General features: G+C 37.7%; 12 protein-coding genes. 3 read left to right on the top strand and 9 right to left on the bottom strand.

Annotated elements, in window-relative coordinates:
* Positions 1 to 104 precede the first annotated feature (104 nt).
* Positions 105 to 1,715 carry a PucR family transcriptional regulator gene (locus QFZ28_RS11840; RefSeq protein WP_307194815.1) on the top strand — a complete coding sequence of 537 codons (1,611 nt, stop codon included), beginning with the start codon at positions 105 to 107 and terminating at the stop codon, positions 1,713 to 1,715.
* A 93-nt stretch (positions 1,716 to 1,808) separates the two neighbouring features.
* On the opposite strand, the gene QFZ28_RS11835 is transcribed toward QFZ28_RS11840, so the two are convergent.
* Positions 1,809 to 3,206 carry an NCS1 family transporter gene (locus QFZ28_RS11835; protein WP_307194814.1) on the bottom strand — a complete coding sequence of 466 codons (1,398 nt, stop codon included), beginning with the start codon at positions 3,204 to 3,206 and terminating at the stop codon, positions 1,809 to 1,811.
* A 428-nt stretch (positions 3,207 to 3,634) separates the two neighbouring features.
* On the opposite strand from QFZ28_RS11835, the gene ppnP reads away from it, so the two are divergent.
* Entirely contained in the window at positions 3,635 to 3,949 is a 315-nt protein-coding gene (ppnP, locus tag QFZ28_RS11830; RefSeq protein ID WP_307194813.1) for a pyrimidine/purine nucleoside phosphorylase, read from the top strand.
* A 217-nt stretch (positions 3,950 to 4,166) separates the two neighbouring features.
* Here ppnP and QFZ28_RS11825 read toward each other — a convergent pair whose 3' ends face one another.
* The 3 genes from QFZ28_RS11825 to QFZ28_RS11815 all read right to left on the bottom strand — a co-directional run bounded on the left by QFZ28_RS11825 (position 4,167) and on the right by QFZ28_RS11815 (position 6,142).
* A complete protein-coding gene (locus QFZ28_RS11825; protein ID WP_307194812.1) occupies positions 4,167 to 5,642 on the bottom strand; it encodes a recombinase family protein in 1,476 nt (491 codons plus the stop codon).
* A 12-nt stretch (positions 5,643 to 5,654) separates the two neighbouring features.
* Positions 5,655 to 5,783 (bottom strand): hypothetical protein, encoded by a 129-nt coding sequence (locus QFZ28_RS11820; RefSeq protein WP_307194811.1) that lies wholly within the window; start codon positions 5,781 to 5,783, stop codon positions 5,655 to 5,657.
* A 137-nt stretch (positions 5,784 to 5,920) separates the two neighbouring features.
* Complete coding sequence (locus QFZ28_RS11815) at positions 5,921 to 6,142, bottom strand: YozE family protein (protein WP_307197008.1); 222 nt, start codon at positions 6,140 to 6,142, stop codon at positions 5,921 to 5,923.
* 116 nt (positions 6,143 to 6,258) lie between these two features.
* Here QFZ28_RS11815 and QFZ28_RS11810 point away from each other — a divergent pair, with 116 nt between their 5' ends.
* Complete coding sequence (locus QFZ28_RS11810) at positions 6,259 to 7,362, top strand: AI-2E family transporter (protein ID WP_307194810.1); 1,104 nt, start codon at positions 6,259 to 6,261, stop codon at positions 7,360 to 7,362.
* Between the two features lie 34 nt (positions 7,363 to 7,396).
* Here the strand turns inward: QFZ28_RS11810 and QFZ28_RS11805 are convergent, their stop codons facing one another.
* The 5 genes from QFZ28_RS11805 to QFZ28_RS11785 form a co-directional block, all read right to left on the bottom strand.
* Complete coding sequence (locus QFZ28_RS11805; RefSeq protein WP_307194809.1) at positions 7,397 to 7,678, bottom strand: YokU family protein; 282 nt, start codon at positions 7,676 to 7,678, stop codon at positions 7,397 to 7,399.
* An 11-nt stretch (positions 7,679 to 7,689) separates the two neighbouring features.
* Entirely contained in the window at positions 7,690 to 9,123 is a 1,434-nt protein-coding gene (gene ablA, locus QFZ28_RS11800) for a lysine 2,3-aminomutase (protein WP_307194808.1), read from the bottom strand.
* Positions 9,124 to 9,254: 131 nt separating this feature from the next.
* Positions 9,255 to 10,640, bottom strand: a complete 1,386-nt coding sequence (locus QFZ28_RS11795) for a sigma-54 interaction domain-containing protein (RefSeq protein WP_307194807.1) — start codon at positions 10,638 to 10,640, stop codon at positions 9,255 to 9,257.
* Between the two features lie 53 nt (positions 10,641 to 10,693).
* Positions 10,694 to 11,548, bottom strand: a complete 855-nt coding sequence (ablB, locus tag QFZ28_RS11790) for a putative beta-lysine N-acetyltransferase (protein WP_307194806.1) — start codon at positions 11,546 to 11,548, stop codon at positions 10,694 to 10,696.
* A 111-nt stretch (positions 11,549 to 11,659) separates the two neighbouring features.
* Positions 11,660 to 13,081: an aldehyde dehydrogenase family protein gene (locus QFZ28_RS11785; protein ID WP_307194805.1), complete on the bottom strand. Its 1,422-nt coding sequence runs from the start codon at positions 13,079 to 13,081 to the stop codon at positions 11,660 to 11,662.
* Positions 13,082 to 13,144 lie beyond the last annotated feature (63 nt).

Below are 13,144 nucleotides of genomic sequence, written 5' to 3'. Positions count from 1 at the left end.
GAAGTGAACGCAAAGAACATTCACAAATATGTAGAAACTTTGTCGGTTTTGTTGTTTAATTTAACTAAAAGGTAATACAAAAATCATACTGGGAGTGAATAAAAATGTTGCTAGAAAATTTATTACGTCTTCCAGTCTATGCTGGTGCAGTCGTTGTTGCAGGTAACAATGGATTAAACCGTGAAGTTGATACGGTTAATATGATGGATGCACCTGATATTATTCCATACTTGAAAAAAGGCGGGTTACTTGTTACCACTGGATTTCATTTAAAAGACAATCCCCCATCTCTATTAGAATTAATAACGGAAATGCAAAAACAAGGATGCGCTGGCCTTGGCATTAAAACGAACAGATTTTTGCATGACCTTCCAATGGAAGCGATCCAACTAGCTAATGAATTGAACATCCCTATTATCGATATTCCGGTTGAGACAGCTTTAGGGGATATTGTACATCAATCCCTCAGCGGTATTTTGGATATGCGCACAAACGAACTTCACCAGGCGATGAAGACACATCAACACTTCACGAATCTCATCGTAAATGGTCAGGGACTTGATATCATTCTTGAGAGCCTATCTGTTTTGATCAGCAGTCCCGTGACACTGTTAAATCATCAATTGCGTCAGATTAACAGTACAAAGGGAATGTCATACGACTTTTACTCTTTACTCACAGGTAGTTTTTCTTTCTTACCCAATGCTGGTTTTACCTCATTTTCACTCGTAGGAGAGAATCGCAGAACCTTTACAGTATTTCCTGTCTATACTCACAAAAAAAAGCCGAGTTACCTTTTTATTCATCAATTCATCCCACCCTCAGACCGAACAACTGTTTTAACAGTAGAACAGGCTGCAAATGTGATAGCTTTTGAATTAATGAAAGAAAATGCTTTAAGACAAAAAACACAACGACTACGAAACGAATTTTTCACAAACTTCATAAATGGTGCTTTTTCCTCCTCCGAGGAAATACTTAACCGCGGAAAAGAATTTGGGTTGATTGGCGAGTATCGATATTTCTGCGCCGTTGGCAAACTAGACAATTTCGAAAAAAGTTTTTTACTTTCTGAACACCAATCAGAAAAAGAACACATTTACGACCTGATTGAAGAATCGGTCCATGCATCCGCCGAGACGATGCAATTATTTTCTGTAGATAATAAATACATTATCCTTATGGAAACAAAGGGAAATTGGAAAGAGAATGAGAAAGATTTTCATACTTTTTTAACTACGATCCAGTCGACTCTTTTTCTTCTACTGAACAAAACGATTTCTTTTGGTATCAGCAATTATGCCGAACAACCCCTTCGTCTTCCAGATGCTTATAAAGAAGCAATGAACGCTCTATATTACGGCACGACGCTTGGCAATACTCAATTTATTGAAGCATACCAACCGAAAGAAGTACCAGAAATTTTACGTATGCTTCCCTATGAACAAATGAAGCAATTCTACCAAAACACATTCAAAGGACTGGTGACAGAGCCGAAAAAAGACTATGATCTCCTTCTACAAACTCTATCCGTTTACCTGGAGTCACACTGCCAACTTTCTGAAACAGCAAAGCGGCTATTTGTTCATCGAAACACAGTCATTTACCGCTTGGAAAAGTGTGAGGAGCTGCTGGGTCGAAGTTTAAAAGACCCTGAACAAACATTATGCCTCCGAATTGGATTCCAGATCAAAGCATTGCTTCATAATGATTGATAAGAAAATTAAAACACCCCTGTATTGGATTAGTTATACTAATTCAATACAGGGGTGTCATTTTAGCCATTTATTGCAGCGGCGAAATAACAATTACCGCTCGAAAATGGTACCTTTTTTAAACTTTGAATCTTTGAACGCATACTTCATTAATAAAAAGTAAGCAATACCTGCAACAATAACCCCAATGATCCAACCCAAATCAACTTCTATAAAGGCGGCTCCAGCACCAATCAACATCGCAAGAATCGCACATGGATTAAATCCGGCAAATGGCCCCTTTTCATCATATAAATCTGCAATATTTACTTTTTGCTTTCTTAATATATAATATTCAACAATCAAAATGGAAACAATTGGACCTAAGAATATGGAATAAATTAGTATGAATGTACCAAGACCTTTTGCAGAATCATCCTGAACAAGTACCCATGGAAACGAGCAAAATGCAAGCAACCCAGATATCACAACAGCCGGTTTATACTTCATTTTTGTAAGCAATGTGATCACGTATGTAGGCGGAATAATATTTGCTACCATGTTTACAGCAACAGCACCAATCACGATAAACGCTGATACAGAAACTGTTATATATGGATTGTCAACCACAATTGCGAAGGCTTTCACTGGATTAGAAATACCAGTGGCCGAAGCAAGCATGGCACCGATTGTAAGAACAAATCCATATGCAATTATTATAGGAGAGAAATATAAAAACCCACGCTTCGTGTCACTAATTCCAGTTTTAAGCTCACGTGAGTAATCCGCTGCACTTAAAAAGATTGCCGCATAGTTCCCTAAAAATATCATAATGAATGTGAAGAATGGCAAGCCCCATGAACCTTCTGCATGAATCCATTTTTCTGTAATAACCTCACTGTGAGATACTAAAAGAACGCCAAATACATAAACAAGCCCAAGCATAATCACAATCGAAGCAAGAATCTCCACCCATTTGATGGCATGAAAACCGTACAATGAAAGCACAATTTGTACCAACTGAATAACAACAAAACAAATGACAACATTATCAAAGGTACCGCCTGTCACAACTTTCGCAATTTCATTTAATGCCGAACCACCAATCCAGCTTTGAAAACCATACCAAACGATGGCAGGTATACCTCGCAAAAGTGCTGAAATGACAGAACCTTTTATTCCGAAAGACATTCTAAGCTGTACTACGTAGGGGATACCTGTTCTATATCCGAGACGATCATTTAAAGCAAATAGCCCTGAAATAATACCAATTGCAATGGCAGCTGCGATAAATGTTTGAAAAAGATTTAGTGTTGCGCTTCCTGCTACTATCAAGCTAGCCCCTAGTGTCATATTACCTAAATTGACACCATCTCCAATCCACATAAACATATACGCTACGGACCCTACCGTTCTGCCTTTTTCCGTTTTGGGCTTTAGTGATTCGTCCAACCCCTTTTGAAAAGGAATCTCTACTTCTTCTAATGGATGACTTGCCAAATTTGTCGACATTGTCTTCTCAACTCCTCAAAATTTATTTTCATGATAAATAAAAAACGTTGAATCTTGTTTTCATTATTCTAGTAAGAAGCAAGCATACATTGTTAGCTAAAGTATCAATTTGATGTTAGTAAACCTTACATAATGTCCAATAAAGTAATATTATGAAAATTCTATTTAAAAGTCATTGGTAAAATAGTGAATTTTAAAGTGTTCTTTTGGAGCATTTGTACATTTTCTTTCGTAGATAAGAAAACTATTGTCAGTTTTGCTAAAGTGAGAGGATGTTTTGTGAGCAGGGATAATAAAAGATAAATTAGCTTGATTTCCTCATCCTTGGAAAAGAAATATTCAAATGCTATTATTTTTACTGTCTATTTATACTAAAGTATTTTTATGTTAAATTGATTGTATCTAAGAAAGGGAGGAAGATTGAAGCTATGGAGCAATTTAATCATGTGACGATTATCAAGAAAGCTAATACATATTTTGACGGAAAAGTAACGAGTCGGACGGTTTTATTTGAAGATGGAACGAAGAAGACACTAGGGATTATGCTGCCAGGTGATTACGAATTCTCTACAGATTTAAAAGAAGAAATGGAAATTTTAGCTGGGTACTTAGAATATAAATTACAGGGAGAAGATTGGAAAGTAATTGATGGATCTGGCGTTTTCTATGTACCTGCAGATGAAAAGTTTCAATTAAAAGTCCAATCAGTAGTTGATTACTGCTGCTCCTATATTTCAGAATAATCATATTTTTATTAAGATTAAATATTATATTTTCTTGAATAAAATCAACGGACACCAGCGATCGAGTGAATAGTAAAAGACCTTCCTACAATAACGAACCTACTTGTTACAAAAGAATGTCTAGGGTTTCATTTAACCCTAGACGTAATAAAATTAATATAACCAGTTATTATGGAATAAATATACTTTTAATAATCAGATATGAATTTCAATAATATTAAAGCCATTCAATTTTAATCGTTACTTCAGCAGCTTCTTTTTTTGTATTATGATCTGCTGTTGTATTAGTTGAGAACCAGATTTTCTTTATGAATCTTTTAAGGAAAGTGTTACATTCTTCCGGGACAAGTGTATCTATTCTACCTAACAATTCAATAATCTTTTCTAACCGTTCTTGTTCTTTTTCTGTATTATTCAAGTTTTCTAATTGGATTTTGACTAAATCAATTTGTTGTTTTACCTGTTTGATTTGTTCCTCGTTTTCCTCACTATATTTAAGAAATTCACTTTTACTTATTTCACCATCCATTCGCATTATTGCTAGATTTCTTTGCCTCTTTTCAATTTTTTCTAATTGCTTGGCTAATGAGTTCATTTGATTGTTTAATTTATTTTCTTCATCAGAAGTGTCTAATGATTTCAATTTATTTAAGGTTTTTTCAAAGTCTGTCTTCTTTTCTATTACTTTCTTAATAACATAATCTTCCACGGGGAGATACTTGTGTCCTCTATCTTTACAAGTGTTGTTGCTTATTTTATATGAGCATGACTTAATAAAATCCGTTCCACTACCATCAATTTGGATGTATCGTTTTCTTCTGCAGCAATTACAATAAAGGAAGTTTTGTAGTCTCCTTGTTGCTTTCTTTTTATGAAAATGATTGCCACATTTGTTTTCCTCTAATAATTTCTGGACCTCCAAAAATGTCTGTTTACTTACAATTGGCTCATGTGCTTCTTCTACAAATACATGATCAACCACTCTTCCGTTAACTCTCCTACAAGCTTGGACAACTCCATAATAAACGACATTCTTTCTTGCTGCACAAATATGAGAAGTTGTTAAAACTTTACCGCTTCTACTCCTCCAGCCTAATGTATCTAGCTGCTTAGCAATTTCATTTGCACTGACTCTTTCTAATGTTTTTTGGAAGATATGTCTGATTATTTTTGCCTCTTCTTCTACTATAATTAACTTTTGATTTTCATCTTTTGAATAACCGAGTGGTGCTTTGTTGCTCATTACCCACCTCCCTTGTTCCGCCGCTGCTAAACGACCTCTCCCCAAACGTTTCCGTATCTGTTTGTATTCAAAATTAGCCAACATTGCTTGGAACGAGAAAAGCATTTCATTACTTTCTTGAGTCAAATCAATTGCACCCTGAGGAGTCAATATTTTAATGTCTTCTGCAATCAGCATTGTTTTAATTTGTTCTGCATAGGCATTATCACGCGAAATACGATCGATATCCATTACTAAAAGATAATCGTACTCTTCTAACTTTTTCAGCAATAGATTCAGTTCTGTTCGTTCTGTACTAATCCCACTCGAGATTTCTTGATAAATGTCATACGTAAGTTTATTTTGATTTGCAAGTTTGATTAATGCATTTCGATGACTTGTTAATATTTCATCAATATCCAATTGTTCTTCATTTCTCGATAAACGTAAGTAAATGGCTGCTAATGCCACATTTCATCACTCCTATATTAAATAATATGTAAGAGCGAATAAAATTAGAAAATTGACATCTGTTACTTTGCCAACTGTACCATACATCGTTATCACGACCGTATCACCGACCTTATACTTCGGTATATTCCTTCTTTTCATATCCTCCATCCTCTCAATGATGAGTCGTGAATTTTGATTACAATAGTATATGCACCAACGGATGTACCCGCGCACAATGGAGAAAAAGAAAAATCGCCTCTTTTTGCAGAGACGATTTAAAGGTAAATTACATACATTTAATTACTTTCCGATAGTACATAGAGCTCCCAGGCTTCATCAAATATAGTCATGGACTCCAGATAATGACCATTGAATTCTAGGTAAGAACTGAGTTCATGGTAATCTTCCGATGTTTTGGGGAAGCTATGGTCCAAAAAAGCCTCATTTGCAAAAACACTTAGGGCATCTTTTGGTTCTGGGTGCCTATATTTCATTAAGAAATGATAAAAGGATTTAATCATATTTAGCGCCTTTCTTTCTATCCTGTGAAGAAAATTGATATAACTTAAAGATACTATAACAGATTAAGATTTGATATAATTTTACAAAATATATAGAAATAGAGGTACAAACATTGGCAAAGAAAAAATTTCAATACTGGTTAATTCAGGTCCTGTTAATTTTAACCATCATTTGGGTTTCAACTAAGATATCCTTTTTATTTGAGCCTATCGGAATCTTTTTTTCAACCATCTTTTTCCCCATTCTGATTACTGGCTTTCTTTATTTTTTACTTAACCCAGTTGTTAATTTTCTACAGCGTCATAAAGTTCCCAGGCTATTAGCCATCATCATCATTTATGTGGTCTTTATTCTCCTTTGCGTACTGGCGATTGGAAATTTAATTCCTGCTATTACAAAACAATTTACCGCACTTGCTAACGAACTTCCAGTGTATGCAGACAAAACGATGAAATTTATTGACAGTGTCATGAAATCTTCTGAATTTAAATGGATTATGGATGAACAAAAGGATATTCTTGAGACGGTACAGGAAAGGCTTATAGAATTTGCCAATACCCTGCCAAACACGATTACCGGCAGCATTACGAACATTCTTGGTGTAATCACCAATATTGCGATTATTCTCGTCACGGTTCCATTTTTGCTATTCTATATGTTTAAAGATGGGCACAAGTTCCCTACAGCTATCTCGAAATTTCTTCCTACTGCATATAGGCAGGAAGGTTTATCGATTCTAAAAGAGACTGGAGAGACTCTCTCTGCCTATATTCAGGGACAGGTTACTGTAGCTTTAGCAGTTGGTACACTGGCTTTCATCGGGTACCTAATCATTGATTTACCATTTGCACTCGTTATGGCCTTAATCGTAGCTTTTACCAACATTATTCCTTATATCGGTCCAATTCTTGGAGGAGCACCAGCGGTGATTGTTGCATTGTTTGATTCACCTACAAAAGCATTATTAGTCGTTATTGTTATTCTCATCGCGCAGCAGATCGAAGGTAATATTTTATCACCGCTTATTCTTGGAAAAAGCTTAGACACCCATCCAGCAACGATTATTATTATTTTACTGGCTGCTGGAAACCTGGCTGGAGTCCTTGGAATGGTACTCGCTATCCCATTTTACGCAGTCTTGAAAACCATCGTATTAAACCTGGTTAAATTTTTACGAGCTAGAAAAAACGCTGCTAAATCAATTCAAACAGAATGAAAACGTAACCCCTATCGGCTGATAGGGGTTATTTTTAGGAAGAAAAATCAAAATAATTTCTCTTCAAAAGCTTTGGAAGAGACATTAATTCTTTATAGCTGATGCTATTCCCAATTTTCTTCGTATCAATTAGGAATAATTGATCTTCAATTTCCTTTGTTATTTCATCTGTTTGATAGACCATGTTACAATCATCGCAAACCACTGCAGGGGTTTCTATAATTTGAATGGCTCTTGTGCCGTCAGGAAGCTCCCAATAAACGATATTCTCACCATTATTAGCAGCTCCCCCGCACCATTCACAGACTAATCCCATAATTCATCCCTCTAATCATTCGATGCTGAGTTCGCATCTGAATCAATTTTTTTAGCCTGTTCTGGTTTGTTTTGAAGTGCCTGGAATTTCTTTTCCTTCAACTCATCACGCTTGCTTCGTTTATCCTTCAATGTGGTATGGGCAGGGTTTTGAGTATATTCTTTTCGACGATTTAATCTCTGTAAGCCCTCTGGAACAAGGTTGAAATGCTGGTCATTCATAATACCTGCGATCCCAACATTTGAGCGTTTCTCGTCCATGTCTGGATAAATCTCTTTAAAATAACCCTCTGCTGTTCCAGGCTGATAGTTTTCTGGTTCAGGATAGGAGGTAATAACTCCCTCAAAGTTCCTGAGGACAACCTTTTCAGCACTCTGTGAAATTAAATAATTCGGCTGAAGTGAAATTTTCCCGCCGCCGCCGGGTCCATCTAAGACAAAAGTTGGCACTGCATAGCCGCTCGTATGTCCCCTTAGTCCTTCAATTATTTCAAGTCCTTTAGAAACCGGTGCCCGAAAATGACCAATTCCTTCGGATAAATCACATTGGTAAATATAATATGGACGAACACGGATTTTAACAAGGTCATGCATAAGCTTTTTCATAATTGGCACACTGTCGTTAATACCGGCGAGGATTACCGATTGGTTTCCGACTGGGACACCTGAATTAGCGAGCATTTCACAAGCCTTTTTAGACTCCTCGGTTATTTCTATCGATGTATTAAAATGAGTATTCAACCAAATGGGATGATATTTTTTAAAAATGTTACACAGGTTTTCAGTAATCCTTTGCGGAAACACCACAGGCGCTCTTGTTCCGATTCGAATAATTTCAACATGATCAATTTCACGAAGGTTTTTTAAAATGTATTCAAGGATATTATCATTAATGAGAAGACCATCACCGCCGGATATTAATACATCTCGTACTTGTGGCGTTTGACGGATATAGTTAATTGCGGCATCCAGCTGTTTCTTTGGAACCCCCATACCGATTTGTCCTGAGAAGCGTCTCCTCGTACAATAACGGCAATACATCGAGCATTGATTGGTGACGAGAAACAGGACACGATCTGGGTACCGGTGCGTTAAGCCAGGAACTGGTGAATCTTCATCCTCATACAAAGGGTCTTCAAGGTCATATTTCGTCTTATGCATTTCTTTAGAAATCGGAACCGACTGCATCCGAATTGGGCAGCGCGGGTCATCAAGGTTCATTAATGAAGCATAATAGGGTGTTATATTCAGTGGAATCGTTTTTGTTGATATTCTTACTCCCTCTTCTTCATCTGGAGTTAAATTGATCACCTTTTTTAAATCCTCCAGTGTGCGAATGGTATTGGTTAACTGCCACAACCAATCATTCCATTGATCTTCACTTACATTTTTCCAAAGCTCTATATCTTTCCAGTGCCTATCTGGCTTGTATAATGTTTGTTTCATGTGTATTCCTCCTTACCCTGCTTTACTTAGATATTATGCAAGAATTATGCCAATGCACATAGTCCGGGTAAGGTAACGGTATTTTAAATTTTTAAGTGCTGATTTGCAAAAAAAAGCCGATTATTCGGCAGTTACTCTCTCAACTTTTTGATTTTATATTGTAAGGTTTGTCTTGGAATCTCTAACAGTTTGGCTGCTTGATTGATATTTCCCGCTGACTGTTTGAGTGCAGTGTCAATCAGCTGATTTTCAAGCTCTTCGACATTTCTTCTTAGGGATAAATTGTTTTCACTATTTTCAATCCCTGCTGCCTGCTGTTTCATCATAATTGGCAGGTCTTTCAATTGCAGGATTTCGTCATCGCAGATATTCATCATGTATTCGATTGTATGCTTCAGCTCCCTTACATTTCCTGGCCAAGGATGATTCAAAAAGAAAGCTTCCACTCTTTGCTCAACTCCATGAATCCGTTTGTTCAATGTCTTATTAAATAACTCAATAAAATAATTAGTCAAAAATAGGATATCTTCTTTGCGTTCCCTAATAGGCAGCAGTGAGAAGGTAAACACATTTAAACGATAGTAAAGGTCGGAGCGAAGCTTTTGACTTTGAAGCGCCGTATTTGGATGGACATTCATTGCTGCAATGACACGGACATCAACCGAAATATTTTGTGAACTTCCGACCCTTCGTACCATGCCATCCTCTAAAACACGCAATAACTTTGCTTGAAGCTCAATCGGCATCGTATGAAGCTCATCAAGAAAAAGTGTCCCACCATCTGCCAACTCAAATAGCCCTTTTCTCTCAACTGCTCCTGTGTAGCTGCCTTTTGCGGTACCAAAAAGAATACTTTCTAGCAGCGTTTCAGGGATGGCAGCACAGTTTTGAGCAATAAAAGGACCATCTCCACGGAAGGAAGCATGATGAATCCCTTGAACAAACAATTCCTTTCCTGTACCGCTTTCTCCGTATACAAGAATCGGAGAATCTGATTTTGCCAATCGACCTGCTTCATCCTTCGTGCTCAAAAACGCTGGGTTTACACTTTTTAAATCATGTAACGTATACTTAACCTTCTTTGACGTTTTTTTCTTAGTGTTTTTATTAACATTCCTTTGTAAATCTAAAAGACTTTCCGCTAATTGCTTTATACGCGAATAATCTTTTGCAATCTCGACTGCACCAATAATCTCTTTATCTAAAAAAATAGGAAGTGTCGTATTAATCGTGTCAATTTGTTTTCCGTGCATATTAACATAAACCTGTGTTTGATTATAGATGGGCTTACCAGTTTTAATTACCCGTAGCAGGGTGCTTGAATTCGGTGTTAAGGAGGGAAAGGCGTCTAAAAGATGTTTCCCCTGGACTTCTTTCACATCCATGCCATCATGCCGTGCGGCAACTTCATTATAAAAAATAGTTTTACCTTCCGTATTGACCACATGGATTCCTTCATCGATGGTTTTCAGGATGGCCGAAAGAACTTCATGCGTTAACGCAGTTAATTGGACCATTGCATCACCTCCCTTTATAAGGTGCCGAAAATTCGTCACCTATTGCCGAAATATTAGCAGTTCGCCAGATTCTTTACCCACATATTCATATTCTCCAGCTTGTCATAAATGTAGCAGTTATTCATTAGTCGACCACGGTACTTATATCCGAGTTGATATAACACCGCATTCATTCCAAAAGATAAACTTCTCGCAATTGAGTAGGCACAAAATATCCCCTGCCTTCTCAGCTCACCCTCTAACTCACGGAGGATAATTTTCATTAACCCATACTTTCGGTGGTCCTTTAATGTCGCGCAATCCGTTAATTCCGCATTTTTGTAAAAAGAATTTACTTCAGCAGAAGCCGCACTAACAATTTTCCCCTGGTAAAAGAAAACGTAATAAACGGTCCCTTCCTTCATGGTCTTTTCCACATATTCTGGGTCATGCAAGGGTGCAGGGTAAATCTGAAATACCTTGCGATATAAAGCTGAAAGCTCTTTGGCACATGCTTTATCTGCTTTCTTTAATTCATACTCCTTAGGCGGAAAGGGCTTATCAATGGTGGTGTCCAATTGATAAATACTTTGAATCATTCCGTCCTCTGTCATCCAATGGTCATTTTTCTTTCGCTCCACTGTATAAAACTTCGAAAAAAAATGGGCATCAGACCCGAGAAAATAACGATCAACTACAGCTTCCGGCTGTAAACCTTTTTCATATAGGTGTAAGAGATCTTCTAATCGTGCTTTCATAATTAATTTTTCCACCTGGTGCTCGCGTGCTAACTCCTCCGCTTTATCCAACACTAGTTGAGTATTGCCGCGGTAATCATCAATGCGAATTCTTTTATTAAAAGGATCGAGATACACTTCTAAAAAAAAATTACTTTCTTCAATTAACATAGTGGAGGCACTTTGATTCATCACCGACACTCCATTCGTATTCTAATTTATAATCCAATCCAAACACTGAACCCCCTAATGTAAATTACCTATTTACAAAAAATGCCTGACTGAATCAGCCAGACATTTTCACTACTCTGTTTTAAAGCTGATCAGCTTTAGTTCAGTCATTTCTTCAACTGCATATTTAATGCCTTCTCGGCCCATTCCGCTCATTTTAACCCCGCCATATGGCATTTGGTCTACTCGGAAGGTAGGGATCTCATTAATCATGACACCACCCACCTCAAGTTTTTTGGCTGCTTGAAGTGCTTTATGAATATCATTCGTAAAGATTCCCGCTTGGAGCCCATATTTTGAATCATTCACCAAATTGATTGCTTCATTAAATTCAGTGAAAGTATTGATATGCACGACAGGAGCAAATACCTCTTCACAACTTACTTTTTCGGTAGAAGCTACATTTACGAGAACGGTTGGCTGGAAAATTCCTTCTTCCGCACTGCCCCCCAGCCTCAATTCAGCGCCATTCTTAACGGCTTCATCTACCCAACTTTGTGTTCGCTGCACATCTCCTCGAGTAATCATCGCTGAAATATCCGTATCTTCCTCTAATGGATCGCCAGCCTTCAACTTTTGCGTTTCACGTACGAACTGCTCCACAAAAGTCTCAAATATGTTTTCATGAACAAATATCCTTTGAATGGAAATACAAACCTGCCCTTGATAGGCAAAGGCTCCAGTAACAATCCTAGGGATGACTTGATTTAAACCTACCCCTTCGTCGACGATTAATGCTGAATTTGATCCTAACTCAAGGGTTACACGTTTTAATCCAGAATTTTCACGGATATAGGTTCCCACCTCAGGACTCCCGGTAAAGGTAATCATTTTGATACGGTCATCTTTCATTAGGATATCACCAATGCTGCGGCCGCTTCCGGTGATGACATTCAGTGCACCAGCGGGCAAACCCGCACGGTGAAAATAATCAGCTATCTTAAAAGCAGATAATGGTGTTTGACTTGCTGGCTTTAGAACAACACTATTTCCGGCTGCAATGGCAGGCCCCACTTTATGTGCAACGAGATTCATAGGGAAATTGAACGGGGTGATGGCTGCTATGACACCTAAAGGTTCCCGGACTGTAAAAGCGAGCCTCCCCTGCCCTCCAGGAGCGGCGTCCATTGGCACGGTTTCACCATGAATTTTCCTCGCTTCATGGGCTGCAAAGGTATAGGTCATAATCGTTCGGTCTACTTCTGTTCTAGCTGCTTTAAGTGGTTTTGCACCTTCCAACGCTATTATTCTTGCACATTCCTCACGGTCATCTCTAAGAAACTGTACTACTTTTTCAAGTATTTCCGCCCGTTCAAAGGCAGGCAATTCTGCCATTTTTACTTGAGCTTGTTCGGCGGCAGCTATTGCAACCTGCACATCCTCATGGTTGGCAATACCTACCTGTGCAAGGCTCTCCAAGTTAAATGGATTTTTCAGCTCCATATAGGAAGAAGCACTTCGATATTCGCCGCCTATCCATAAGTCTTTCTTCATCCTAATCCCTCCAAATGAAAGAGTCATTTTTTACTATTGTACAAAATTTTACTAGATCGAAGG

Origin of the sequence: Neobacillus niacini, assembly GCF_030817695.1 — a bacterium.
Classification (GTDB): domain Bacteria; phylum Bacillota; class Bacilli; order Bacillales; family Cytobacillaceae; genus Neobacillus; species Neobacillus niacini_F.
Note: the sequence above shows the minus strand (reverse complement) of the source record. Positions and strands in the feature narration are given on the sequence as shown.